The sequence below is a fragment of the Roseovarius sp. SCSIO 43702 genome (assembly GCF_019599045.1).
Classification (GTDB): Bacteria; Pseudomonadota; Alphaproteobacteria; order Rhodobacterales; family Rhodobacteraceae; genus Roseovarius.
This window is the reverse complement of the sequence record NZ_CP080623.1, coordinates 2,266,890-2,289,901: the sequence shown is the minus strand read 5'-3', so window position 1 is coordinate 2,289,901 and position 23,012 is coordinate 2,266,890. Positions and strand designations below refer to the sequence as shown.

The window sequence follows — 23,012 nt, the reverse complement described above, 5'->3', positions numbered from 1 at the left end:
GTTGGGCGCAAGGAATCAGTTCGTGCCCGATTTCCGGCGAAGGGCGACTTCGAGGTCGCCATAGCCGGTGCGGCGGTGTTCGAAGTCGAGGCCGAGGCGGCGGGCACAGTCGCGGGCCTTCTCGAGAAGCGCCGGATCGCCTGCCTGGTCCTGGAAGACAAGCTTCGTGTAATGACCGAAGATCATGTCGCGCAATTCGGGATGGCGGTCGAGACCCATCGGCTTCCATACGAAGGCGTCGAACTGCTTCACGAGGAAGTCGGTGAGGTAGAACGCCGTGATCTCGTCCTCGTGGGTCGCGAACGCTTCGTTTCCCTCGAAGAACGAGTAGCAATGCGGGCCTTCGACCATCTCGACACCAAGCGCGGCGCAGCGTGCGGCGAGAAGGCCGCCGGTGCCGCAATCAGCGTAGACCACGAAGATGTCGTCATAGCTGTCGCGATGGCGCGTGACCTCGGCCTCGACCGCGTCGGGAATCCGGTCGGGGTGCAGATGAAGCTTGGCGGGCAGGCATTGGAGATCCATGTGATCCCAGCCGTTCATGCGCTTGAGCGCCATGATCTCGCGCGCGAGTGCACCGCAGGCAATGAGCAGAAGCCGCCCTTGGCCGCGCGGGGCGAGGCCCTGCTCGGTGAGCGTGCGGTCGGGGGGAAGCGGATCGGTCATGGCGGCCTTGCAGCGCGGGTTCCTGTCGCGACTTTCCTACGCGAAGATCGACGGGGATGCGAGCGGATGCGCGGCACCCGCTCGACGGGATGCGACTTCGAAGGTCAGGCAGTGGCCGGGAGTGCGTTGCGCTCCCCGCGCGGCACCCGCCCCTCGATCCGCAGGAAGAGCGCCGCGAAGGCCAGCGCGACGAGCGCGCCCGCGATCTGGTCGACGATGTAATGGCCACCGAAGATGGGGGAGGCCGCGATCATCAGCGTGGAATAGGCGAGGGAGGGCAGGAAAGCCCATGTCCGCCAAAGGAACACGCAAAGCAGGATGCCGGACGCGGTGTGATAGGACGGGAAGGTCACGAGCCCCTGCATCCCCTCGAAGGCCACGACGGTCGGAGTCGTGGGATCGCGCAGCATCGCGAGATCGGCGAGGTGATAGATCCCCGGAACGGTCGCGAAATTCGTGTAGCGCTCGGGCTCGGCGACGAGCACCTGCACGGCCGCCTCGGCGGGGAAGAAGGCGCCGACCGAGATGCAGAAGACCGCGGTGATCATCATCGTCTCGAGCAGGAGCCGCGCGCGGCGCACCCGGTTCGCCACGATGAGATAGATCATCGCCGCGAAGCTCACCGGCGCGAGCTGATTGTAGCACCATTCCATGACGGAGATGAGCCGGGGGCGTGCGTGGACCCATTCGAAATAGGCCATCCAGTCGATCCCCAGCCAAAGGTCCATCCCGTGCAGGAAATCGTCCTGAAGCGGAAGCGCCGCGAGCAGGTCCATGCTGAGATAGTTCAGGAACTGCAGGTTGAAGGCGAAGAGCGTCATGAAGAACACGAATTCGAGCACGTGCCGCGGCATCGCGACCATGTAGCGGCCCGCGTGCCGCGGATTGCGCGACAGATGGCAGAAGCCCGCGAAGAGCACGCCGTAGAGCGCCGCGAGCCCGAGGCGGCGGGGCAGGGCGGACGTATCGACCTGCGCCCCGGTCACCAGGATAAACGTGCCGTTCACCGCCACAAGGGCAAGAGCCCAGAGGTAGAGCCGTCTGCTTGTTATGGTCAGGATCATGTTGCGTCTCGCCCGGTTCGCGGACGTCTCTAACGCGCCATGATGGAGAAAATCGGGACCAAATGCGGCAATGCCGGGGCCGGTCAGCGCCCCGGGAGGGGAGGATCCAGGCGGACCGCGGTGCCGTAGGCGACGATCTCGGAGGCCCCCTGGGCAATGGTTGCGGTTTCGATGCGGATGGCGACCACGGCATCGGCCCCCATGCGGCGCGCATCCTCGATCATCCGGTCGAGCGCCTGTTCGCGCGCGCCGGCCATGAGCGAGGAATAGCCCCGGACCTCGCCGCCGACGAGGTTCTTGAGCGAGGCCACGATATCGGTGCCGATATGCTTGGCCCGCACGGTCGAGCCGCGCGCGAGACCGAGGGTTTCCGTGATCGTGTGCCCGGCGATGTCCGGGGTCGTGGTGATGAGCATCTCAGTGGTCCATGTTGTCGTAATGATCTTCCTCGGCGTTGCCCACGCGTTCCGCGATCACGCGGAACACGACATAGCCCACCAGCGCGGCGGGGATCAGCACGACCCAGCCGAATGGAAGCTCGATCGCCGCAATGAGAAGCGTTGCCAGCCAGACGGTCGCGCCGGCGGCGGCGGTGACACAGACGATGATCAGAACGATACGGTCAAGCGGCATAGACGCTCCCTTCCGGCATTAGCCTAACGACGGAGGACGCCAGAGAGAACCCCGCCGTGGAACGGCGGGGTGCGACCTTCGCTGCCCGGCAACAAGGATGGCGCTGCTACGCGGTTGCGCCGGGTACCACGCTACCCGGTGGCGCCCTGATTGTGCTTGCGGCCCACGAACTCCTTGGCCGTCTCGACCGCCACGGCCGCGTCGCGACAATAGGCATCGGCGCCGATGGCCTTACCGAATTCCTCGTTCAGGGGGGCGCCACCCACCAGCACGATATAGTCGTCGCGGATGCCTTTCTCGACCATCGTGTCGATCACGACCTTCATGTAGGGCATCGTCGTGGTGAGGAGCGCCGACATGCCGAGAATGTCCGGGCCTTCCGTTTCGAGCGCCTCGAGGTAGTTCTCGACAGGGTTGTTGATTCCGAGATCCACAACCTCGAAACCCGCGCCTTCCATCATCATGGAAACAAGGTTCTTGCCGATGTCGTGGATGTCGCCCTTGACCGTGCCGATGACCATCTTGCCCACGCGGGGCGCGCCGGTCTCGGCCAGGAGCGGCTTGAGGATGGCCATGCCGCCCTTCATCGCGTTGGCGGCCAGCAGCACCTCGGGCACGAAGAGGATGCCGTCGCGGAAGTCCTTGCCCACGATGGTCATGCCGCCGACCAAGGCCTTCGTCAGGATGTCGTAGGGGGCCCAGCCGCGTTCGAGCAGGATGTTCACGCCTTCTTCGATCTCTTCCTTGAGACCGTCGTAGAGGTCGTCGAACATCTGCTGGACAAGCTCTTCGTCGTCCAGTTCCGACAGGATGATGTCGTCTTCTTCGTCTGACATGGCGGTCACTTCCTGATTCTGGGGCGCAGGGCGCGCGAGACGGTCTGGCGCCACCTTTCGGCGATTTGTCGGGTGGCGACTGTTCGATTACCGACACTTGGCGGAATGGGTGCGACCTGTCACCTGCAAAACGGCTGCGGCAACATGGTAAATCTGCATGATTATAATGCGGTTATTGCATGTGTTCTTGTTTTGTTCCAGAATTCGATCATGTCAGGGAGTACCGTCGATCCGAAAAGCGTGCCGAAAGGTCGCGGCGCCGTCAGCAACGCGGCGGGGCGGTTCGAGCGGCTGGCGCGCCGTTACGAGAGCGATGGCTGGGAGGCGGCGGAGGATGACACCGCCATCCTGCGCACCGAGACACGGATCGAGCGGCCGCGCAGCGTCATCACCTATAACCGTTCGCCGGATCTGCCTTTCGACCGGTCGATCAATCCCTACCGGGGTTGCGAGCACGGGTGCGTCTACTGTTTCGCGCGGCCCTCTCATGCATGGCTCGGCCTCTCGCCGGGTCTCGATTTCGAGACGCGGCTTATCGCGCGGCCCGAGGCGCCCAAGGTGCTGGCGCGTGAGCTGTCGGCGCGGTCGTATCGGGTGGCCACCATCGCCATGGGAACGAACACCGATCCCTACCAGCCGATCGAGAGCGAGCACCGGGTCACGCGCGGCTGTCTCGAAGTGCTGGAGGCGCATGGCCACCCGGTTGCGATCGTGACCAAGGGGGCGCTGATCGAGCGGGATATCGACATCCTGGGACGTATGGCCGCGCGCGGGTTGGCGCGGGTCGGCATTTCGCTGACGACACTCGATGCGAAGCTGTCGCGCAGCATGGAGCCGCGTGCACCGGCGCCGGCGCGGCGGCTGGCCGTCATCGCGCGGCTGAGCGCGGCGGGTATCCCGGTGCGGGTGATGACGTCGCCGCTCGTGCCGGGGCTTACCGATCACGAGCTGGAGCGGATGCTCGAGGCGGGGCGCGACGCGGGAGCGACATCGGCCAGCTGGATCATGCTGCGCTTGCCGCGCGAGGTGTCGGAACTCTTCCAGGAGTGGCTGGCCACCCATGTGCCCGACCGGGCGGCGCGGGTGATGGGCCACGTGCGGGACATGCATGGCGGCAAGACATACGACGCCGAATGGGGTCGCCGGATGCGCGGGACGGGGCCCTATGCGCACGTGATCGCCGCGCGGTTCGATGTCGCGCGCCGGCGGCTCGGCCTCGAGGAACGCTTGCCACCGCTGAGAACCGACCTGTTCCGTGTGCCGCCGCGGCCGAGCGACCAGATGGAGCTGTTCAGGACGGCAGAATGAGCGTTCTAGCGCTTCGACGGACGCATCATCAGGGTAAACCCGGCCAGAAGGAGGAACACGATGGCCGGGAAGCCCACGAAGATCGAGAAATCTTCGCCACCGAATTCCCAGGGCATCTGCAGGCGGGAGCAGATCTCGACGCGGTTCACTGAGCCACAGCCGGGCGGCCCGGCGTGGTAGTAGAGCAGGGCCCAGAGGGCCAGGTAGAGGGCACAGACCCACCACAGGAACCGGTGGAATTTGGCACGGGGGGTGGTGGGCATCGGGCATCTCGTCAGGGCGGCGGGTGTCGCGCAATTCGCAAAGTCCCGCGGCGAATGCAATCGGTGCGCGTAAGCGGCACGAGCGGTCGGCGATAACGCGCCCGCCGGCAGTGAAGATCGCGCAGTCACGGAGCGTCCGCCGCCTTGAGCGCCACCGCTCAGCGCGTGTCGGTACCCTTGGCGCGGGGCCGGACGAGGAAGGCGGCGCCGAAGATGGCGAGCGTCACGGAGAGGGGCGTGTAGACCATCATGGGACGGTCGCTTTCCACGAGTTCCCACGGCATCCTGATGCGGCAGGCGCCTTGCCCGGTATCGGCGAAGCCGCAGGCGAGCGCATGGATGTAGATATAGCCGATCGCCCACAGACACAATGCCGCGACCCCGAGACAGATCAGCAGGATGAACAGCGCGCGCCGCACCCGTCAGCCGCGGCGGCGCCCACGCCGAGTGCGGCGACCGGAGCTTTCGTCGTCGCCGGTGCCGTCGGCATCGGAGGAAAATGCGCCCAGCTTGGCCGCGATCTCCTCGAGCGCGGGAATATCGCCCTTGGGCCGCGTCTCGAGCGCCTCGCGCATACGGGACAGATGTTCGGGCATTGTGCCGCAGCAGCCGCCGATGATGCGCGCGCCCGCATCGCGAGCCAGACAGGCATATTCGGCCATGAGTTCGGGCGTGCCGTCATAGTGGATGTGCCCATCGACGTATTTCGGGATCCCCGCATTGCCCTTGGCGATGATGGGCCTTTCCGACCCCTGCGCCACGAAGCCAAGCACGGTGCGCATGAGGTCGGAGGCGCCCACGCCGCAATTGGCGCCATAGGCAATGGGTTTGTGGTCGAGTTTCTCGACAAGGTCGGCCAGGTCGGCGGAGGTGAAGCCCATCATGGTGCGCCCCGCGGTGTCGAAGCTCATCGTGCCGCACCAGGGCATGTCGGCCAGCCGGAACGCCTCGGCGGCGGCCTTGAATTCCTCGGGGGCCGAAATGGTTTCGACCCACACCACATCGACGCCGCCTTCCTTGAGCCCGTCGGCCTGCTCGTGAAACATCTCGACGGCGATCTCGTGGGTGAGGTTGCCCATGGGCGCCATGATCTCGCCCGTGGGCCCGACGGAGCCCGCGACCATCACGGTGCGGTCGCATCTGTCGGCCACTTCGCGGCCAAGCTCGGCGGCCACGCGCGACAACTCTCGCACGCGCTTTTCGGCGCCGTGCAGCTTGAGCCGGGCGGCGGTGCCGCCAAAGGAGTTGGTGAGAAACACGTCGCTGCCCGCGTCAACGGCCATCCGGTAGAGCTTGCGGATGCGGTCGGGGTGATCGACGTTCCAGAGCTCGGGCGCGTCACCCGATTGCAGACCCATGTTGAAAAGGTTCGTCCCCGTCGCGCCATCGGCCAGAAGCCAGTCGCGCGCGTCGAGAAAATCGGAAAAACTGCTGCTCATCTACCTGCCTTGACCGGATTGGGATTGACGGTGCCCCGTGGCGCCGCCGAAAAACCGCCCCGCGTAGCGATCTTGGGATCCGCGCGGCGATCGGCGGTGGTTATTCCTGCTCTTTCATGAGCTGGACCTTCGCCACGTTCATGAGTTCCGTCATCTTGGCGCGGATCGTGTCGGGGTCGGCGCGGTCGCCCAGGTCGCCTGCCACCTTGCGCACGACATCCTCGTGACCGGCTTCTTCGAAATCGGATTTGACCACTTCGCGAGCATAGGCATCCGCCTCTTCGCCCGTCTTGCCCATCAGCTCGGCGGCCCAGAGACCCAGAAGCTTGTTGCGGCGCGCTTCGGCGCGGAACTGCATCTCCTGGTCGTGGGCATACTTGTTCTCGAATGCGTCTTTGCGGTCGTCGAAGGTTGTCACGGGGTCGGCTCCCTTGTTGAAACGGGTCTCGTTGCATCACGATATGCCCTCACGGCCCCCGCGATACAAGCCCCGAGCGACCTTGCGGCACCGGGCCCCTTGCACTATGGAGTGCCCAAACCGCCCGGGAGATTCCCCGGGCCCGGTGACGGAGTCCCCATGGCACGGCGCAAGAAAATCTACGAAGGCAAGGCCAAGACCCTTTACGAAGGGCCGGAGCCGGGGACGATCGTCCAGTATTTCAAGGACGACGCGACCGCCTTCAACGCGCAGAAAAGGGATGTGATCGAGGGCAAGGGCGTTCTCAACAACATCCTGAGCGAGTATTTCATGGTCGGGCTCGGCAACATCGGCGTACCCACGCATTTCCTCAAGCGGCTCAACATGCGCGAACAGCTTGTGCGCGCCTGCGAGATCATCCCGCTCGAGATCATCGTGCGCAACTTCGCCGCCGGGTCGATGGCCAAGCGGCTTGGCATGGATGAGGGCACGCAGCTTCCGCGGCCGGTGGTGGAATACTGCCTGAAGGACGACGCGCTGGGCGATCCGCTGGTCAGCGAGGAACATATCGCCGCATTCGGCTGGGCCAGCCAGCAGGACATGGACGACATCGTGAGCCTCGCGCTCAGGGTCAACGATTTCCTGTCGGGGGTCATGTACGGGGTGGGCATCAAGCTCGTCGATTTCAAGATCGAGATCGGCCGCGTCTACGACGGCGACTTCATGCGCCTCATCGTTGCCGACGAGATCAGCCCGGATTCCTGCCGTCTGTGGGACATCGAGACGGGTCAGAAGCTCGACAAGGACGTGTTCCGTCGCGATCTGGGCAGCCTGACGGATGCCTATACCGAGGTGGCCAAGCGCCTTGGCGTGCTGCCGAAAGGGGCGACGCCCATGGCGAAGCCCACGTTGATCAATTGAGCGCGGTGCGCGCGCAGTCGAGGGGGTAGGCCGATGAAGGCAAGGGTTCAGGTGATGCTCAAATCGGGGGTTCTCGACCCGCAGGGCGAGGCGGTGCGGCACGCTTTGGGCAATCTCGGGTTCGAGGGCGTCGAAGCGGTGCGGCAGGGCAAGGTGATCGAGCTCGACCTCGCACCTGGCACGACCGAGGCTCAGGTGGCCGAGATGTGCGAGAAGCTGCTCGCCAATACCGTGATCGAAAGCTACCAGATCGAGATGGCCGGCTGAGGCCGGCCCGTGGCGGGGACCATCGACATGCATGCAGCCATCATCGTTTTTCCCGGATCCAATTGTGATCGCGACCTTGCCGTGGCCTTCGAGAAGGCGGGCGCCAAGGTCTCGATGGTCTGGCACAAGGACACGGACCTGCCGAAGGGCGTGGACCTTGTGGCGGTGCCCGGCGGGTTTTCCTTCGGCGACTACCTGCGGTGCGGTGCGATCGCGGCCAACTCTCCCATTTGCCGGACGGTGAAGGCGCATGGCGAGCGGGGGGGCTATGTCCTGGGGGTGTGCAACGGGTTCCAGGTTCTCTGCGAGACGCGGCTGCTGCCGGGCGTGCTCCTGCGTAATGCGGCGCTGAAATACATCTGCAAGCCCGTCGATCTGAGAGTCGAGACATCGGACAGCCCGTTCACGCGCGAATACGAGGCGGGATCGACCATCACGGTGCCGATCGCGCATCACGACGGCAACTACCATGCCGATGACGATACGCTTGCTCGGCTGAGGGGCGAGGATCGCATCGCCTTTCGCTATGTCGAGAACCCCAATGGCTCGAAAGACGACATCGCGGGTATCCTGTCGGAAAATCGCCGGATCCTGGGCATGATGCCCCATCCCGAACGCATGGCCGAGCCCGCCCATGGCGGTACCGACGGCGCGGCCATGTTCCGCGGACTGGTCGATGTGCTGGCGGAGGCATAGGCAAGGCTCTGCCGGCGGGCCGATCGAAATCGGTCGCGTCGCGCCGTGAAATTGCTGTAATATCGCGCCCATGGCGATGAACACCGAACCGGCGACCCGAAAACGGACGCGCACGACCGGCTGGCGGGTGCGGATGGCTCTTGTCATCCTGACCGCGCTTGCCATCGCCACGGTCATCGTGACGAACCGCCTTCTTACCGACCGCTTTACCGAGACGACGCGCAACCGCGCGGAATTGCGGCTGGTTCTATATTCGGGCAACCTTCTGAGCGAGCTTCGCCAAAACGCCATCGTGCCGCAACTTCTGGCGCGCGATCCGGCGCTGATCGCGGCACTGAATTCCGGCGATTACCAGCAATCGACGCAGCGGCTCATTTCCTTTCTCGACGAGATCGGCGCGGCCTCGCTCACTCTTCTGGATCGGGATGGGCGGATCGTGGCCTCGACCGACCGCAACTCGCTTGGCGAGACGCAGAAGCAGGCGCCCTATTTCGTGGACGCGGTGCGATCGAAGGATACCGTGTTCAAGGTTCTGCAACGCGAAACGGGGCGCTACGATTTCTACTATTCGCGCCGTATCGAGAGCCAGGGCACGCTTGTCGGGGTGATCGTCGTCGAGGTCGACCTGAGGAAGTTCGAGCGCGCTTGGGCGGGGATCTCGGATGCGGTGCTCGTGACGGACAGCTCGGGCACGATCATCCTGTCGACCGAACCGCGCTGGCGCGGCCTGACCGAGGCCGAGGCGCTTGCCCGGCAAACCCCCATCGGTGCAATCGAGCGCGCGATCCAGGCGACCGCCGACTGGACCGCGCTTCCCGCGGATGCTTATCTCAAGGGCGAGGCGGTGATGCGCGTCGAGGGGCGGATCGCGTTTCGTGGTTGGCGGATCGCGAGTTTCACCAATTACGCCAGCGTCCGCGAGAAGGTGAACGGCTTTCTCGCGCTCGAGATCATGGGCTTCGCGATCCTGCTGGCGCTGGCCTTCTATTTCCTCAACAGGAAGACGGCCGTCCGCATGGCTATCTTTCAGCGCGAGTCGGCAGAGCTTCGCGCATTGAACGCAAGGCTCCAGCGGGAAATCGCCGAACGCGAGAGAGTGCAGGAGAACCTCGCCGTGGCGGAACAGACGCTCGCGCAAAGCTCGAAGCTGGCCGCGCTGGGCGAGATGTCGGCGGCGGTAAGCCACGAGTTGAACCAGCCCCTGGCGGCGATGAAGACCTACCTCGCGGGCGCGCGCCTTCTGATCAAGCGCAACCGCCCCGAGGAGGCGCTTTCCTCGTTCCAGCGGATCGACGACCTGATCGAGCGGATGGGGGCCATCACGCGGCAGCTCAAGAGCTATGCGCGCAACGGGGGCACGCAGCTCGCGCCCGTGGAACTTGGGGAATCGCTCAATTCCGCCCTCGCCATGATGGAGCCGCAACTGCGCCAGCGGCAGGTCCGGATCACCCGGACATTGCCCGATCATCCGGTGATGGTCATGGGCGACCGGGTGCGGATCGAACAGGTCATGATCAACCTTTTGCGCAATGCCATGGACGCCACGCAGGGGGTCGATGAGGCCGAGATAGACCTCATCCTCGCCGCGGGCGAGACCGCGACGCTCACGGTGCGCGACAACGGGCACGGGCTGCAAAACATCGACAATCTTTTCGAGCCCTTCTACACCACGAAGGCGCCCGGCGACGGCGTGGGCCTGGGTCTTGCCATTTCCTCGGGGATCGTGAACGACCTTGGCGGACGCCTCACCGCCCGCAATGCCGCGGACGGGGGGGCTGTATTCGAGATGCAACTGCCTATCTTGCCCGAAGAGGCGCGCGCAGCGGAGTGAAAGAAACATGCCCAAAGCCATGAAGATCGCGATCGTCGACGACGAAAAGGATATGCGCCAGTCGATCAGCCAATGGCTGGCCCTGTCGGGATACGACACCGAGACCTTCGCGAGCGCCGAGGAGGCGCTCAAGAAGCTGGGGCCGGATTATCCCGGCATCGTGGTCAGCGACATCAAGATGCCCGGCATGGACGGGATGCAGTTCCTCAAGAAGCTCATGGGAGCCGATTCGACGCTTCCGGTGATCCTGATCACCGGACATGGCGACGTGCCCATGGCGGTCGAGGCGATGCGCGTGGGGGCATTCGACTTCCTCGAGAAGCCGTTCAACCCCGACCGGATGAACGAACTTGCCAAGAAGGCCGCGAATGCGCGGCGCATGACGCTCGACGCGCGCGCACTGCGGCGCGAGCTGTCCGATGGCGGCCAGATCATGAAGAAGCTCATCGGCTCGAGTCCGGCCATGGAGCGGCTGAAGGAGGACATACTCGACCTCGGACAAGCCGATGGACATGTCCTGATCGACGGAGAGACGGGCACCGGCAAGACGCTGGTGGCCCACGCGCTGCACGCGGTGGGCGCCCGCGCGGGCAAGAAGTTCGTGCTGCTCTCCTGTGCGGCGCACGAGGAAAGCGCTCTGATGCGGCGGCTCTTCGGCCCGATGCAGCCCGACGACACGCGGCTTCCGGCCGTAGAGGAGGCGCGGGGCGGCACGCTGGTGCTGGAGGATATCGAAGCGCTGAGCGATACCGCCCAGGCGCGGCTTCTGACCTTCATGAACGAGGAGGGCACGCCGCCCGAGACGCGGATCGTGGCCATCTCGAACCTGCAGGACGAGGGCAAGACGAGCGAGGACGTGCTCCGCTCGGACCTATTCTATCGCCTCGCGAGCCTTCGCATCACGGTGCCGCCGCTTCGCCAGCGCGGCGAGGATATCCTGACGCTCTTCACCCGCTTTGCCGAGGAATTCGCCGACGATTACGGCTGCGACGCGCCGCAGGTGAGCGCGCAGGAGGCCGCGCAGCTTCTCCAGGCACCATGGCCGGGCAATGTCCGACAGCTTTTCAACGTGGCCGAGCGCGCGGTGCTGCAATCGCGGCGCGGGTCCGGCACGATCGTCTCGCTCCTGATGAGCGATCACCAGGAGATGCAGCCGGTGATGACCACCGAGGGCAAGCCGCTCAAGGAATATGTCGAGGCCTTCGAGCGGATGCTGATCGACAACACGATGCGGCGCCACAAGGGCAGCATCGCGAGTGTCATGGAAGAGCTTTGCCTGCCGCGCCGCACGCTTAACGAGAAGATGGCGAAATACGGGCTGCAACGGTCGGATTATCTCTGAGCCGCGGCCGCCCCGTCATTCATCGCCGAGCCAGATCGGGTTGCTCCAGGCGCGGCGTCCCGCGGCGTCGATGAGGGTGACACGGATCCACGGGGAGGCCGCGAACCGGTCGAGCCGCTTGGTCGCGCGGGTCATCGACCGGCCGTGAACCCCCTCGCTGGCCGATCCATGGCCCGACACGATCACCGTGGTCACGGCCGAACATTCGACGAAGACATGGTTCTTCTCGACCCGGATGTCGTGGAGTTCGGGGCCTTGGGACGAATAGAATTCGCCCGCCTTCAGTGCCGCGAGAAGGTGCTCGGGGTCGTTCTCGACCGCCTTCACCATGACCCAGCCACCGAAATGATCCGGCTCCGAGAAATGCGCGTCATCGGTGGCGCAGAAGGTGAGACGCCGGCCCTCGCTCAGCAGGAGTTCGGCCGTGTGCATCCCGTCGGGACGGTCGCAGCCGGTGGCACAGCCGTGATTGTAGATCTCGACCGCGTGTGCCGCCTCGATGCTGCGCGCATCGGCGAGAGTCATGCCGGACCATTGCGGATGCGCCACGGCGACGAAGGCGCCGGCCTCGCGCGCGCGGGCGGCGATCTCGGGGCCGGTTTCCTGGTCCGCAACGGGACGAAAATGCGGAGAGTTGGACGGCGCGAAATCCGGTGGCAGGCCCACGGCGAGGATGTGCCAAAGCTCCCCGTTTTCCATGGTGCCCGAATGCAGTTCTGCTCCGAGGATGGTGGTGAAACCCTCGCCGCGAAAGGGCGTCGTGTCGGTAAGCGGGTAGTCGTACTGTCCGAGGAAGTGGTCGGTCAGCGCGAGGAAATCATAGCCTTCGGCGCGGTACCGGCGACAGACGTCTTCGGGGGACAGTTCGCCATCCGAACGGGTGGAATGGGTGTGCAGGTTGCCGCGGAAGAAGCGGCCGGGCCGGGAGAATGCGCCGGGTTGCATGGATTGTTCCTCTCTCACGCCTGATAGGTCACGTGCCCGCCACAGATCGTGACGAGCGGGCTTGCCTGCGCGAGTTCGTTCGCTGCAAGCTGATCGAGGTTGCGCGAGAGGATCACCACGTCGCCCAACATGCCGGGCTTGAGCTGTCCCTTCTCGTCCTCGTGAAACTCGACCCAGGCCGCGTCGCGCGTGTAGCTCGCCAGGGCTTCGTCGAGGGTCTGGCGCTGATCCGGGCCCCAATCCTCGCCGATGGCGTGGGGGGCGACGGCGCCCTGGATGGTAGGCATGACCGGCACCGGGACAACGGGCCAGTCGGTCGAGAAGATCAGATGCGCGCCGCTGTCGCGGATGTCGCGCCACGCATAGGCGCGGGGGCGTTGATGCGCGTGGAGGATCTGACCCGGGGGCGGTGCCGGGAAAAATCCGGCCCGCGGTGAATGAAGCGGCTGCATCGACGCCACGACGCCCAACTCGGCAAAGCGTGGCAGGTCGTCGGGGTGGAGCGATTCGATATGCTCGATGCGATGGCGGCTGTCGCGCGGGCCGTTCACCTTGCGCGCGTGTTCATATGCGTCGAGCGCCTGGCGCACGGCGCCACAGCCGCAGCAATGGATCGACACCTGGAGCCCCATCGCGTCGGCGCGCGCGACCAACTCGTTCATGTGTTCGGGCGAGAAAATCTGTTGCCCTTGTCCCTCGTGGTCGGGATAGGGCTCGGTCATCAGCGCGGTGCCGCTTTCCGGCACGCCGTCGGCAAAGAGCTTGAGCCGCCGTGACCAGAGCCAGGGTGTGTCGTAGCGGCGGAACTGCGCCGCCTCGTCAATGCGGTCGACGGGATCGGTGTTCACCACGTGGATCGGCACCTCGCCGCGGGCGACGTGATGGCCCTCGTCCAGCAGCTCTTGCAGGAGTTCGAGCTGATAGAGGTTGCCGTCCATATTGTGATAGGTCGTGATCCCGTTGGCGGCGAGATGGTTCAGCCCGCGCAGGAGCGCCGCCTTGTCCATCTCGCGCGCGGCCGCGTCGGGGCTCGTGGCCGGGTCGTGGCCGGTGGTGAGCCCGAGATATTCGCGCCCGCCCGTGGGCATATGCGCAAGAAGCGGCTGGAATGCCGCGAATTCCAGGAGCGCGCCGGTGGCGGTGCCGTCCGGGGCCATCTCGACCCGGCTGCCCGCAGGCATCTCGGCGCCGTGCAAGAGTCCCGCCAACTCGAGCGCGGCGGTGTTGGCCCAGACCGTGTGATGGTCGGCGGCCATGACCGCGATGGGTCGGTCGGCGATGATCTCGTCAAGGCCCTGCCGGGTGATCGGTGCGTCGCCCAGAAGGCCGTATTCGGCACCCACGGCCAACAACACCCTGGCCTCGGGATCGGCATCGGCGCGGTCGCGGATAAGGCGCGCGGCGCTGTCGGCGTCGGCGATGCCGGCGAGGTTCAGAAGATCGAGCTCGACCCCGCCGGAGAAGAGGTGGATGTGGCTCTCGATGAAGCCCGGCAGGACCGTGCCGCCCTGAGCGTCGATCATGCGCGTTTCGGGACCTGCGAGCGCCTCGATCTCGTCGTCGCGGCCCACGGCGGCGATGCAGCCGTTTTCGATGGCGAGCGCCTGCGCGGTGGGCTGCGCGGGGTCCATGGTCTTGAGATGGCCGTTTAGGATGATGAGATCGGCTGGCATGTTCCGCGCTCCGGTTAGGTGGTGATTGTCGGCACTCTGGGCCGCAGACCCGCGCGGCGCAAGAGGTCAGCCGTGGCGCAGCGTCTCGTAGACATGGGCGATGCCATCTGCCTCGGTCTCTATGCTGAAGCGGGTTTCTGCAAGCTGGCGCGCGGCGCGGGACATCGCGGCGTGGCGGTCGGCGTCGCGGAGGAGCGCGTCGAACGCCTCTGCCGCGCTGGAGGGGCTATCGTCGGTGATGATGAGCCCCGCGCGCCCATTGTCCGAGAAACTGCGGTAATAGCCCGCGTCGGTGGCGACGAATGGCACGCCCGAGGCCATGCCTTCGAGGGGCGCCATGCCGTAGCCTTCGTAGCGGGGCAGTTGCGCGACGGCGGAGAGACCGCGCATGATGGCCGGAAGATCGGGCGCGGCAACCTCGCCGGGAAAGAGGATGCGGTCGGTTAGGCCGGCCTGCGCGATCCGGGCCTTGAGATCCGACAGGAAGCTCTCGTGCTTGCCGCCCGCGCGGCCGATGACGAGGGCGGTCGTGTCGGGATGGTCGGGAAGCAGGCGGATCATGGTCTCGACGAAGCGGTCGGTGCCCTTCTCGGGACGGATGCGACCGATGGTGGCGATCCCGCGCCGCCCCGGAAAGCCCGTCGCGGCCCAGGCGGCGGCGCGGTTGGAGGCGGGGGTGAAGGTGGCGCAATCGACACCGTGGGGAACGACGGCGTGGACGTTCGGCACGTAGGCGGCGGCGGCCTCGGTCGTCGCGATGACCGCGTCCATGCGCGAGATGAGCCAGCGGGGGAAGGTGGAATGACGCCGTTGCGCGGCGGACGTGAACACGATGCGGATCGGCAGGCGCAGCGCGTCGCGTGCCCAGAGCGCCGCGCGCATCTCGGGGTTGCGGCGGACGTGCCAGATCGAGACGGGCGCGTCGGCCGGCGGGGTGCGCGACGCGCGGGTCGCGGCGGTGCGGGTGATGGGCGCGGGGCAGCCGGGCAGGGGGTGGCCCACCAGCGCCAGGTCATAGCGGGAGAGATGCGCGCGCGTGACGCCAGCCGCGGTGGCGGAAACGCCGGTGAAATTGCGGTTGAAATTGGTGACGAAAACCTGCGCCATCAGGAGGGCGCTTCGAGCAGCGCGGCGGTGATCCGCGTGGCCATGTCGTCGAGGATCTCGGTCTGCGCGCGTGCGAAGTCGCGCGACTTCTCACGAGCATTATCAAGCGCTTGCCGGTCGGTCAGAAAGTGACGGATCTGATCGGCCATCTCCGGGGCGTCGCGCACCTCCACCCCGCCGCCATGGGCGTCGATCTCGGCATAGGCCTGTGCGAAATTGGCGTAAAGCGGGCCGTGCAGGACGACCGCGCCCGCGTGGGCGGGTTCGTAGGGATTGTGGCCGCCGACGGGAGTGAGCGAGCCTCCGAGGAACACGATGGGAGCGAGCGCATACCAGAGCCCGGTCTCGCCCATCGTGTCGGCGATGTAGACCTGCGACGAGGGCTCGAAAGCGCCGTCGGTGCTGCGTCGGTGCCATGTCGGTATCATGTCGGTGCCCGCCGCCATGATCGCCCCGGCGCGGTCGGGATGGCGCGGCACGAGGATGAGCAAAAGGTCGGGATGCGCCACCAGAAGCTGACGATGCGCGGCGAGCACGATCTCCTCCTCGCCGGGATGCGTGGAGCTTGCCACCCAGACCGGGCGGGCGCCGAGCCGCGCGTGCAAGGCGTCGAGTTCGGCCGCGTCGAAGGGCGCGGGGCCGGAGGCGGCCTTGAGGTTGCCGCCGGCGCGGGCGTGATCGAGGCCGAGGGTGCGCAGATGCTGCTCGGTGCGGATGTCCTGGCAGTGTATCAGGCGGAAATGCCCGAGGATATGGCGCGCGCTTCCGGCGAAGCGCCGCCAGCCCCGCGCCGATGCGTCCGAGATGCGCGCGTTGACGAGACCGAGGGGCACGCCTGCGGCGTCCGCCTCCTCGATCATGTGGGGCCAGAGCTCGGATTCGACGAAGAGCCCCGCATCGGGGTGCCAATGCGCGAGGAACCGGCGCAACGCCGCGCGGGTGTCGAGAGGGGCGAACTGGTGGATCGTGCGCGGCGGAAGCCGTTTCGACAGCACCGCGCCGGAGGTGGCGGTGCCGGAGGTGATAAGAAAGGACAGATCGGGGTCGCGCGCGCCCATGTGCTCGATAAGGCGCAGGATCGAAAGGCTTTCACCGACGCTTGCCGCATGAAACCAGAGAAGCCGCCCTTCGGGGCGGGGCGCGGTCGCGTGGCCTAGACGTTCGCGGAACCGGGCGGGATCGGTGCCGCCCGCCGTGAGCTTGCGGCGGACGCCGCCCCAGGCGGCGCGGGCAATGAACGGGGCAAGCCCGGAATAGAGCCAGAGGGCCAAAGGCCGCCGCCCGCCGCCTGACATCAGCCGCCCGTGTGGCTCATGTGACGCGACATGCGGCCCGCGACATCTTGGCGGGAGTAGTCGAAATCGTGACCCTTGGGCTTCAGCGCGATGGCCGCGCGAATGGCCTCCTCAAGGGGCGCGTCGGTGCCGGGATTGTTGCGCAGGGCAGGGCGCAGGTCGGCCATGTCCTCCTGTCCCAGGCACATGAAAAGCTCGCCGGTGCAGGTGAGACGCACGCGGTTGCAACTTTCGCAGAAATTATGCGTGAGCGGCGTGATGAAGCCGATCGTCTGGCCGGTTTCCTCGAGCCGGACATAGCGCGCGGGGCCACCCGTGCGCAGGGGCAGGTCGGTGAGCGTGTATTCGGTGCCGAGCCGGGCGCGGAGATCCGAGAGCTTCCAATACTGGTCGAGCCGGTCCTCGTTGCCGATGTCGCCCATGGGCATGACCTCGATGAAGGTGAGGTCCATCTCGCGTTCGGCGCACCAGCGGGTGAGCGTGAAAAGCTCATCCTCGTTGAAGCCCTTGAGGGCCACGGTGTTGATCTTGACCCTGAGCCCTGCAGCCTGTGCTGCGTCGATGCCTTTCAGAACCTGCGGAAGGCGTCCCCAACGGGTGATGTCCGCGAATTTCTGCTCGTCCAGCGTATCGAGCGAGATGTTCACGCGCCGTACCCCCGCCGCGTAGAGGTCATCTGCGAAGCGCGCGAGCTGGCTGCCGTTGGTGGTGAGCGTGAGTTCGCGCAACGCGCCGCTTTCGAGGTGACGGCCCATCGCGTTGAAGAAGGTCATGATGTCACGCCGCACCAGCGGCTCGCCCCCGGTGATGCGAAGCTTCTCGACACCGAGGCGGATGAAGCTTGAGCAGAGGCGATCCAGTTCCTCGAGCGTCAGGAGTTCCTTCTTGGGAAGGAACGTCATGTTTTCGGACATGCAATAGACACAACGGAAATCGCATCGGTCGGTAACCGACACGCGCAGGTAGGAAATCGCGCGCTGAAAGGGGTCTATGAGTGGTGCCGTCATGGGGCGGAAGGTAAGCCTGCGCGGAATGAGGCACAAGGGCGATCTTGGGCGTTGCGGCGTGACCGGGCAGGTTCTAGGCTGTATTTCATGCGACAGATCGTCTTGTTATCTTCCTTCGTCATGCTGGGTGGATGCGCCCAGTTGGGATTGCCGATGCCCGGCGGCCAGGCCGAACCCGCACCCGAGCCCGCGTCGGCCCCGGCTACCGAAGCCGCAGGGGCAGGCGCTGCGCCCGCGGCCATCGGGGCGACTGGGAACACCGCCGAGGCCCTCGATACCACGAGCGCGGCGGAACGCGCGGAGGCGGCATCGGCATCTGGCGGAGCGCAACTGGGGCGCACGATCGTGTCGCTTGGAGACGTGGCCGAGCCGGGGTTCTGGATCAAGACGCCGCTGGCCGATGCGCCGGGCAAGGGCCGGGTCGAAAACCCGGCGACGGGGCAATCGGCCCAGGTCGACCTCATCCCGCTTGACGGGCCGGACACGGCCGGAAGCCGCATCTCGCTGTCGGCGATGCGCCTGATCGGCGCGGAACTGACGGATCTGCCCGAGGTGATAGTCTATTCCGAGTGAGGGCGTTCGCGGAGAAAGGCGCGGATCATGCCCTCGGCGGCATGTGTTTCTGCGCCTCTTTCCGGGCGAAAGGCTTCATCGCGGGCGCGTGTTCGGCCAGGAACGCCTCGACCCGCGCGGGATCGTGTTTCGACAGATCGCGCAACCACCAGGCGACGGATTTCTGGATGAACCACTGATCGTCATGGACATAACCGGCGGCCCAGCCCAGCACCCGCTCGCGAATGGCGCGCTCCTCGGGCTTGGGATGGTTCTGCTTGGTATAGGGCAGGGTGACGACCATGGCGGCGCGGCGGATCCAATGCGATTGGCTCGAGGTCCAGCCCTCGATCTCGTCGATGCGGCTGGGATCGGCAACGAGGCGTTTCTGGCCCGCCGTCATGGCCGCGTCCGCAATGGCCCAGCTGTCGAGGTCGGGAAGCCACGACGTGATGAGCCGCCAGACCCCGGCGTCGGGCGCGATCCGCGCCTGCGTGAGCAGCTTCGCCGCGAGGATCCGACCCTCGAAGATATCCGTCTGCCAGAGTGCATCGGCAAGCGCCGTGCGCTCGGCCACCGACAGGGACTGCCGCAACTGCTGCGCAAGGTCGTTCAGGGCCGGATTAGGAACGCCGACATAACGCCGCGGCACCTTGTGATAGTCGGCCATGCCCTCGGCGCGGCCCGGCTCGGCCAGGGTCTCGAGCCGCGCAAGGACCGAATCGGGCGTCATTCGACGGTGACGGATTTGGCGAGGTTGCGGGGCTGGTCCACATCCGTGCCCTTCGCGACCGCGGTGTGATAGGCCAGCAACTGCGCCGGGATCGCGTAGATGATCGGCGCGATGACCTCGCGGACGGTGGGCATGACGAGGCTTCGCCAGACGCCATCGCTTGCCTCGGCGCGGCCCGCCTCGTCAGTGATGAGCAGCACCTTGCCGCCGCGGGCCATCACCTCCTGCATGTTCGAGACGGTCTTGTCGAACAGCGCGTCCTTGGGGGCCATGACCACCACTGGCATCTTCTCGTCGATGAGGGCGATGGGGCCGTGCTTCAACTCGCCTGACGCATAAGCTTCGGCGTGTATATAGCTGATTTCCTTTAGTTTCAGAGAGCCTTCGAGCGCCAGCGGATACATCATGCCGCGCCCGAGAAAGAGCACGTCGGTCGCCTTCGAGAGCTGCTGCGCGGCTGCCGCGATCTCCGACTCGGTCTCGAGCGCGAGGTTGAGCGCGGATGGCAGGCTGCGCAGGTTCGAGATCATGTCGGCGAGTTCGTCCTCGCTGAGCCGGCCGCGGGCATGGGCCGCCTTGAGCGCCATGAGCAGCAGCACGGTCAACTGGCAGGTGAAGGCCTTGGTCGAGGCCACGCCGATCTCGACCCCCGCGAGGATGGGGAGCGCGACGTCGCTTTCGCGCGCGATCGAGCTTTCGGCGACATTCACGACCGACAGGATCATGTCCGCCTTGCCCGCGCAGTAACGCAGGGCGGCGAGCGTGTCGGCGGTTTCGCCCGATTGGCTCACGAAAAGCGCGGCGGTGCCTTCGGTCACGGGGGGCTGCCGGTAGCGGAACTCCGACGCGATATCGACCTCGACCGGCAGGCCTGCCAGTTGCTCGAACCAGTATTTCGCGGTGAGACAGGCGTAGAACGCGGTGCCGCAACCCACCATGGTCAGGCGGTTGAGCGCGCGGAAGTCGATATCGGCGCCGAGCACGATTTCGCCCGCCTCGGGGTCGATGTAATGCGCGAGCGCCTCGGAGATGACCGTGGGCTGCTCGGCGATTTCCTTGGCCATGAAATGCTTGTGCCCGGCCTTGTCGACCGAGCTGTTGTCGATGCGGATCCGGCGTATCTCGCGGCTGACCTCGGCACCTTTCGCGTCGATCACGCGCACGGTCTCGCGCGTCACGATGGCGATGTCGCCCTCCTCGAGATAGGAAATCCGATCGGTCATCGGCGCGAGCGCGATGGCGTCGGAGCCCACGAACATCTCGCCCTCGCCATAGCCGACGGCCAGCGGGCTGCCCTTGCGCGCGGCGATGAGCAGGTCGTCCTCACCGTCGAAGAGAAAGCAGAGCGCATAGGCGCCTTCCAGCTTGGCCACGGTGGCGCGGGCGGCCTCTTCGGGCGACATCCCCTGGTCGAGGAAGTGGTTGGCGAGCAAAGCGACGGTTTCGGTGTCGGTGTCGGTTTCGTGGCCGATGCCCGCCTCGGCCAGCATCGCGCGAAGCTCGCGGTAGTTCTCGATGATGCCGTTATGGACGACGGCGACCGGACCGGCGCGATGCGGGTGGGTGTTGCCCAGCGTCGGAGCGCCGTGGGTGGCCCAGCGGGTATGGCCGATCCCGACCTTCCCGGCGAGAGGCTCATGCACCAGGAGATCGGAGAGATTGACGAGCTTGCCCACCGCGCGGCGCCGGTCGAGCCGGCCCTCGTTCACGGTGGCGATACCCGCGCTGTCATAACCGCGATACTCGAGCCGCTTGAGCGATTCGACGAGAATGGGAGCCACCTCGTGCTGACCGAGCACACCGACGATGCCGCACATTATGCCTCACCTCCATCGCGTTTGCGTTTCTTCATCTTCAGGATCTCGAACATCTTTCGCGCGAGCCCCGGTTTCTCGACCTGCCGGGCACGGCCGATGGCGAGGGCGTCCTCGGCGACGTCGCGGGTGATGACCGAACCCGAGGCGGTCATGGCGCCCGCGCCCACGCGGACCGGCGCCACCAGCATCGTGTCCGACCCGATGAAGGCGCGCGGGCCGATCTCGGTGCGGTGCTTCATCACGCCGTCGTAATTGCAGGTGACGGTGCCCGCGCCGATATTGGCGGCGGCCCCGACCGAGGCGTCACCGATATAGCTCAGGTGATTGACCTTGGCACCCTCGTCCAGCGTCGCGTTCTTGATCTCGACGAAGTTGCCGATCCGCACGTCCTCGGCCAGCTCGGTGCCGGGGCGCAGGCGCGCATAGGGCCCCACGACCGCACCGCGCGAGACGTGACAGCCTTCGAGATGCGAGAACGCGCGGATATGCGCGCCCGTCTCGACGCTGACGCCGGGGCCGAACACGACATGCGGCTCGACGATGGTGTCGCGGCCGATGACCGTGTCGAAGGCGAAGAAGACGGTGCCGGGGGCGGTGAGCGTCACGCCGGTCTCCATCGCGGCGCGGCGCATCGCGGACTGGAACACCTCCTCGGCGACGGCGAGGTCGGCGCGGGAATTGACGCCAAGCGTCTCGGCCTCGTCGCAGGCGATGGCGGTGGCCGACAGGCCGCGCGCGCGGGCCACCTCGACGATGTCGGTGAGGTAGTATTCGCCCGATGCGTTGTCGTTGCCCACCGCATCCACGAGCGACATGAGCGTTTCGGTGGCAGCCATGACCACGCCGGAATTGCAGAAGGTGATCGCGCGCTCGCGCACGCCGGCATCCTTGAATTCGACGATCTTTTCGAGCGTGTCACAATTCATCACCAGCCGCCCGTAGCGACCCGGATCGGTGGCTTCGAAGCCGAGGATCACGATGTCGTGGCTCTGCCGGGCCTCGGCCATCCGCGCAAGTGTCTCGGGGCTGATGAACGGCGTGTCACCATAGAGCACCAGGGCATCGCCCTCGTGCCCGTCGAGCGCGGGCGCCGCCTGGGCCACGGCATGGGCGGTGCCGAGCTGCTCGGGCTGGAGCACCACCTGCGCGGTGTCGTCGAAGGCCCGCGCCGCGTGGCTCACCGCCTCGGCCTCGTGACCCGCGACGACGACCGTGCGGTCGGGCGAAAGCGTGCCGCCGGTGCGCAACGCGTGATGCAGCATGGGCGCTCCGGCGATCTGGTGAAGCACCTTCGGCAGGTCGGATTGCATCCGCGTGCCCTTGCCCGCGGCCAGAACGATCAAAGCTAAGCTCATGAAAAAAGTCCCGTGGTCGCCGAAGTCGCGTCCTTTTATCTGCTGGCGGGGTGGACGCAAGGCGGTTACGCATCACATGAGATTGCGGTATGTGACAGATCGGGCGGGAAGCTGCCTGCGAGCGGTGGGAGACATTCAATGGGACGCGCGGTCATCTTCGATCTGGACGGCACGCTGGCCGATACGAGCGGCGATCTCATCGCCGCCGCCAACGCGTGTTTCCGCGCGATGGGCGAAGGCGATCAGCTTGATCCCGCGCGCGACGCGGGGACCGCGCTCCGGGGCGGACGGGCCATGCTGACCCTGGGGTTCGAGCGGTTGGGCAAGCCGGTGGACGACGCCCTTCTCGATCGGCATTACAAGCCGCTTCTTGACCATTACGAGACGGCGATCGATGCCCACACGACCTTCTATCCCGGCGCGCTCGAGAGCGTGGCCGGCTTGCGCGCGGATGGCTACAAGGTGGCGATCTGCACGAACAAGCCAGAGTATCTCGCCCAGCTTCTGCTGACACGGATGGGGGTGCGCGATGCGTTCGACGCGCTTATCGGGGCCGATACGCTGCACGTGCGCAAACCCGACCCCGAACCCCTGCGCGAGGCCGCGCGGCGGGCGGGCGGCGATCCGGCACGGGCCGTTCTCGTGGGTGACACCGTCACCGACCGGGAGACCGCGCGGGCGGCGGGCGTGCCCTCGATCCTCGTGAGTTTCGGTCCCGGCGGCGAGGATATTCATGCGCTCGCACCCGAGGCCACGATCGGCCATTTCGATGAACTGGCCGGCGTGGTGCGCCGGTTCATCGGGTAGGGCAGGCGTGCGCAGGGCCGGTCGGCGTCGGTTGACG

Annotated in this window: 25 protein-coding genes; 8 read left to right on the top strand and 17 right to left on the bottom strand. The window is 66.2% G+C overall.

What is annotated here, in order from left to right; translation table 11 throughout:
- Window positions 1-15: 15 nt before the first annotated feature.
- The 5 genes from K1T73_RS11275 to K1T73_RS11255 all read right to left on the bottom strand — a co-directional run bounded on the left by K1T73_RS11275 (window position 16) and on the right by K1T73_RS11255 (window position 3,199).
- The gene (locus K1T73_RS11275) at window positions 16-666 is read right to left on the bottom strand and encodes a DUF1638 domain-containing protein (protein WP_220600801.1); all 651 of its coding nucleotides are present in this window, start codon (window positions 664-666) and stop codon (window positions 16-18) included.
- 104 nt (window positions 667-770) lie between these two features.
- Complete coding sequence (locus K1T73_RS11270; RefSeq protein ID WP_220600800.1) at window positions 771-1,730, bottom strand: phosphatase PAP2 family protein; 960 nt, start codon at window positions 1,728-1,730, stop codon at window positions 771-773.
- Window positions 1,731-1,813: 83 nt separating this feature from the next.
- Window positions 1,814-2,146, bottom strand: a complete 333-nt coding sequence (locus K1T73_RS11265; RefSeq protein ID WP_220600799.1) for a YbjQ family protein — start codon at window positions 2,144-2,146, stop codon at window positions 1,814-1,816.
- 1 nt (window position 2,147) lies between these two features.
- Window positions 2,148-2,363, bottom strand: a complete 216-nt coding sequence (locus K1T73_RS11260) for a hypothetical protein (RefSeq protein WP_220600798.1) — start codon at window positions 2,361-2,363, stop codon at window positions 2,148-2,150.
- A gap of 131 nt (window positions 2,364-2,494) precedes the next feature.
- On the bottom strand, window positions 2,495-3,199 hold the full coding sequence (locus tag K1T73_RS11255; RefSeq protein ID WP_220600797.1) for a B12-binding domain-containing protein: 705 nt from the start codon (window positions 3,197-3,199) through the stop codon (window positions 2,495-2,497).
- 210 nt (window positions 3,200-3,409) lie between these two features.
- Here K1T73_RS11255 and K1T73_RS11250 point away from each other — a divergent pair, with 210 nt between their 5' ends.
- On the top strand, window positions 3,410-4,507 hold the full coding sequence (locus K1T73_RS11250; RefSeq protein ID WP_220600796.1) for a PA0069 family radical SAM protein: 1,098 nt from the start codon (window positions 3,410-3,412) through the stop codon (window positions 4,505-4,507).
- Window positions 4,508-4,512: 5 nt separating this feature from the next.
- Here the strand turns inward: K1T73_RS11250 and K1T73_RS11245 are convergent, their stop codons facing one another.
- The 4 genes from K1T73_RS11245 to K1T73_RS11230 form a co-directional block, all read right to left on the bottom strand.
- On the bottom strand, window positions 4,513-4,770 hold the full coding sequence (locus K1T73_RS11245; protein WP_220600795.1) for a hypothetical protein: 258 nt from the start codon (window positions 4,768-4,770) through the stop codon (window positions 4,513-4,515).
- A gap of 158 nt (window positions 4,771-4,928) precedes the next feature.
- Window positions 4,929-5,189 carry a hypothetical protein gene (locus tag K1T73_RS11240; RefSeq protein ID WP_220600794.1) on the bottom strand — a complete coding sequence of 87 codons (261 nt, stop codon included), beginning with the start codon at window positions 5,187-5,189 and terminating at the stop codon, window positions 4,929-4,931.
- A 3-nt stretch (window positions 5,190-5,192) separates the two neighbouring features.
- A complete protein-coding gene (gene bmt, locus K1T73_RS11235; RefSeq protein WP_220600793.1) occupies window positions 5,193-6,209 on the bottom strand; it encodes a betaine--homocysteine S-methyltransferase in 1,017 nt (338 codons plus the stop codon).
- Window positions 6,210-6,309: 100 nt separating this feature from the next.
- Window positions 6,310-6,627 carry a DUF1476 domain-containing protein gene (locus tag K1T73_RS11230; protein ID WP_220600792.1) on the bottom strand — a complete coding sequence of 106 codons (318 nt, stop codon included), beginning with the start codon at window positions 6,625-6,627 and terminating at the stop codon, window positions 6,310-6,312.
- Between the two features lie 159 nt (window positions 6,628-6,786).
- Between K1T73_RS11230 and purC the strand changes: the two genes are divergently transcribed.
- From purC to K1T73_RS11205, 5 genes are all read left to right on the top strand, one after another.
- Window positions 6,787-7,548, top strand: coding sequence for a phosphoribosylaminoimidazolesuccinocarboxamide synthase (purC, locus tag K1T73_RS11225; RefSeq protein ID WP_220600791.1), 762 nt, complete (start codon window positions 6,787-6,789; stop codon window positions 7,546-7,548).
- A 33-nt stretch (window positions 7,549-7,581) separates the two neighbouring features.
- Window positions 7,582-7,815: a phosphoribosylformylglycinamidine synthase subunit PurS gene (gene purS, locus K1T73_RS11220; protein WP_220600790.1), complete on the top strand. Its 234-nt coding sequence runs from the start codon at window positions 7,582-7,584 to the stop codon at window positions 7,813-7,815.
- A gap of 27 nt (window positions 7,816-7,842) precedes the next feature.
- Window positions 7,843-8,511 carry a phosphoribosylformylglycinamidine synthase subunit PurQ gene (gene purQ / locus K1T73_RS11215; RefSeq protein WP_220600789.1) on the top strand — a complete coding sequence of 223 codons (669 nt, stop codon included), beginning with the start codon at window positions 7,843-7,845 and terminating at the stop codon, window positions 8,509-8,511.
- 70 nt (window positions 8,512-8,581) lie between these two features.
- The gene (locus tag K1T73_RS11210) at window positions 8,582-10,342 is read left to right on the top strand and encodes an ATP-binding protein (RefSeq protein WP_220600788.1); all 1,761 of its coding nucleotides are present in this window, start codon (window positions 8,582-8,584) and stop codon (window positions 10,340-10,342) included.
- Window positions 10,343-10,349: 7 nt separating this feature from the next.
- The gene (locus tag K1T73_RS11205; RefSeq protein WP_220600787.1) at window positions 10,350-11,684 is read left to right on the top strand and encodes a sigma-54 dependent transcriptional regulator; all 1,335 of its coding nucleotides are present in this window, start codon (window positions 10,350-10,352) and stop codon (window positions 11,682-11,684) included.
- A gap of 15 nt (window positions 11,685-11,699) precedes the next feature.
- Here K1T73_RS11205 and K1T73_RS11200 read toward each other — a convergent pair whose 3' ends face one another.
- From K1T73_RS11200 to moaA, 5 genes are all read right to left on the bottom strand, one after another.
- Window positions 11,700-12,629 (bottom strand): PHP domain-containing protein, encoded by a 930-nt coding sequence (locus K1T73_RS11200; RefSeq protein WP_220600786.1) that lies wholly within the window; start codon window positions 12,627-12,629, stop codon window positions 11,700-11,702.
- Window positions 12,630-12,643: 14 nt separating this feature from the next.
- Complete coding sequence (locus tag K1T73_RS11195) at window positions 12,644-14,302, bottom strand: amidohydrolase (protein ID WP_220600785.1); 1,659 nt, start codon at window positions 14,300-14,302, stop codon at window positions 12,644-12,646.
- Window positions 14,303-14,368: 66 nt separating this feature from the next.
- Window positions 14,369-15,409 carry a glycosyltransferase family 4 protein gene (locus K1T73_RS11190; RefSeq protein ID WP_220600784.1) on the bottom strand — a complete coding sequence of 347 codons (1,041 nt, stop codon included), beginning with the start codon at window positions 15,407-15,409 and terminating at the stop codon, window positions 14,369-14,371.
- The gene (locus K1T73_RS11185) at window positions 15,409-16,680 is read right to left on the bottom strand and encodes a 3-deoxy-D-manno-octulosonic acid transferase (protein WP_259400224.1); all 1,272 of its coding nucleotides are present in this window, start codon (window positions 16,678-16,680) and stop codon (window positions 15,409-15,411) included. The genes K1T73_RS11190 and K1T73_RS11185 overlap by 1 nt, the downstream gene beginning before the upstream one ends.
- A 23-nt stretch (window positions 16,681-16,703) precedes the next feature.
- Window positions 16,704-17,711: a GTP 3',8-cyclase MoaA gene (moaA, locus tag K1T73_RS11180; protein ID WP_220600782.1), complete on the bottom strand. Its 1,008-nt coding sequence runs from the start codon at window positions 17,709-17,711 to the stop codon at window positions 16,704-16,706.
- An 87-nt stretch (window positions 17,712-17,798) separates the two neighbouring features.
- On the opposite strand from moaA, the gene K1T73_RS11175 reads away from it, so the two are divergent.
- Complete coding sequence (locus K1T73_RS11175) at window positions 17,799-18,284, top strand: hypothetical protein (RefSeq protein WP_220600781.1); 486 nt, start codon at window positions 17,799-17,801, stop codon at window positions 18,282-18,284.
- Window positions 18,285-18,309: 25 nt separating this feature from the next.
- On the opposite strand, the gene K1T73_RS11170 is transcribed toward K1T73_RS11175, so the two are convergent.
- Genes K1T73_RS11170 through glmU form a run of 3 tightly spaced genes read right to left on the bottom strand, consistent with a single transcriptional unit; the run spans window position 18,310 to window position 22,168 of the window.
- Window positions 18,310-18,996, bottom strand: coding sequence for a DNA alkylation repair protein (locus K1T73_RS11170; RefSeq protein ID WP_220600780.1), 687 nt, complete (start codon window positions 18,994-18,996; stop codon window positions 18,310-18,312).
- Window positions 18,993-20,813 (bottom strand): glutamine--fructose-6-phosphate transaminase (isomerizing), encoded by a 1,821-nt coding sequence (glmS, locus tag K1T73_RS11165; RefSeq protein ID WP_220600779.1) that lies wholly within the window; start codon window positions 20,811-20,813, stop codon window positions 18,993-18,995. Before glmS ends, K1T73_RS11170 begins: the two co-directional genes overlap by 4 nt.
- The gene (gene glmU / locus K1T73_RS11160; RefSeq protein WP_220600778.1) at window positions 20,813-22,168 is read right to left on the bottom strand and encodes a bifunctional UDP-N-acetylglucosamine diphosphorylase/glucosamine-1-phosphate N-acetyltransferase GlmU; all 1,356 of its coding nucleotides are present in this window, start codon (window positions 22,166-22,168) and stop codon (window positions 20,813-20,815) included. The genes glmS and glmU overlap by 1 nt, the downstream gene beginning before the upstream one ends.
- Before the next feature lie 138 nt (window positions 22,169-22,306).
- On the opposite strand from glmU, the gene K1T73_RS11155 reads away from it, so the two are divergent.
- Window positions 22,307-22,975, top strand: a complete 669-nt coding sequence (locus K1T73_RS11155; protein WP_220600777.1) for an HAD-IA family hydrolase — start codon at window positions 22,307-22,309, stop codon at window positions 22,973-22,975.
- Window positions 22,976-23,012: the final 37 nt, after the last annotated feature.

What these genes read in the sequence shown, in the direction of transcription:
- bmt (WP_220600793.1), bottom strand. Translation starts at nt 6,209, where the DNA reads ATGAGCAGCAGTTTTTCCGATTTTCTCGACGCGCGCGACTGGCTTCTG.
- K1T73_RS11275 (WP_220600801.1), bottom strand. Translation starts at nt 666, where the DNA reads ATGACCGATCCGCTTCCCCCCGACCGCACGCTCACCGAGCAGGGCCTC.
- purC (WP_220600791.1), top strand. Translation starts at nt 6,787, where the DNA reads ATGGCACGGCGCAAGAAAATCTACGAAGGCAAGGCCAAGACCCTTTAC.
- K1T73_RS11255 (WP_220600797.1), bottom strand. Translation starts at nt 3,199, where the DNA reads ATGTCAGACGAAGAAGACGACATCATCCTGTCGGAACTGGACGACGAA.
- K1T73_RS11155 (WP_220600777.1), top strand. Translation starts at nt 22,307, where the DNA reads ATGGGACGCGCGGTCATCTTCGATCTGGACGGCACGCTGGCCGATACG.
- glmS (WP_220600779.1), bottom strand. Translation starts at nt 20,813, where the DNA reads ATGTGCGGCATCGTCGGTGTGCTCGGTCAGCACGAGGTGGCTCCCATT.
- moaA (WP_220600782.1), bottom strand. Translation starts at nt 17,711, where the DNA reads ATGACGGCACCACTCATAGACCCCTTTCAGCGCGCGATTTCCTACCTG.
- K1T73_RS11200 (WP_220600786.1), bottom strand. Translation starts at nt 12,629, where the DNA reads ATGCAACCCGGCGCATTCTCCCGGCCCGGCCGCTTCTTCCGCGGCAAC.
- purS (WP_220600790.1), top strand. Translation starts at nt 7,582, where the DNA reads ATGAAGGCAAGGGTTCAGGTGATGCTCAAATCGGGGGTTCTCGACCCG.
- K1T73_RS11260 (WP_220600798.1), bottom strand. Translation starts at nt 2,363, where the DNA reads ATGCCGCTTGACCGTATCGTTCTGATCATCGTCTGTGTCACCGCCGCC.
- K1T73_RS11245 (WP_220600795.1), bottom strand. Translation starts at nt 4,770, where the DNA reads ATGCCCACCACCCCCCGTGCCAAATTCCACCGGTTCCTGTGGTGGGTC.
- K1T73_RS11205 (WP_220600787.1), top strand. Translation starts at nt 10,350, where the DNA reads ATGCCCAAAGCCATGAAGATCGCGATCGTCGACGACGAAAAGGATATG.
- K1T73_RS11265 (WP_220600799.1), bottom strand. Translation starts at nt 2,146, where the DNA reads ATGCTCATCACCACGACCCCGGACATCGCCGGGCACACGATCACGGAA.
- purQ (WP_220600789.1), top strand. Translation starts at nt 7,843, where the DNA reads ATGCATGCAGCCATCATCGTTTTTCCCGGATCCAATTGTGATCGCGAC.
- K1T73_RS11195 (WP_220600785.1), bottom strand. Translation starts at nt 14,302, where the DNA reads ATGCCAGCCGATCTCATCATCCTAAACGGCCATCTCAAGACCATGGAC.
- glmU (WP_220600778.1), bottom strand. Translation starts at nt 22,168, where the DNA reads ATGAGCTTAGCTTTGATCGTTCTGGCCGCGGGCAAGGGCACGCGGATG.
- K1T73_RS11175 (WP_220600781.1), top strand. Translation starts at nt 17,799, where the DNA reads ATGCGACAGATCGTCTTGTTATCTTCCTTCGTCATGCTGGGTGGATGC.
- K1T73_RS11170 (WP_220600780.1), bottom strand. Translation starts at nt 18,996, where the DNA reads ATGACGCCCGATTCGGTCCTTGCGCGGCTCGAGACCCTGGCCGAGCCG.
- K1T73_RS11190 (WP_220600784.1), bottom strand. Translation starts at nt 15,409, where the DNA reads ATGGCGCAGGTTTTCGTCACCAATTTCAACCGCAATTTCACCGGCGTT.
- K1T73_RS11210 (WP_220600788.1), top strand. Translation starts at nt 8,582, where the DNA reads ATGGCGATGAACACCGAACCGGCGACCCGAAAACGGACGCGCACGACC.
- K1T73_RS11270 (WP_220600800.1), bottom strand. Translation starts at nt 1,730, where the DNA reads ATGATCCTGACCATAACAAGCAGACGGCTCTACCTCTGGGCTCTTGCC.
- K1T73_RS11250 (WP_220600796.1), top strand. Translation starts at nt 3,410, where the DNA reads ATGTCAGGGAGTACCGTCGATCCGAAAAGCGTGCCGAAAGGTCGCGGC.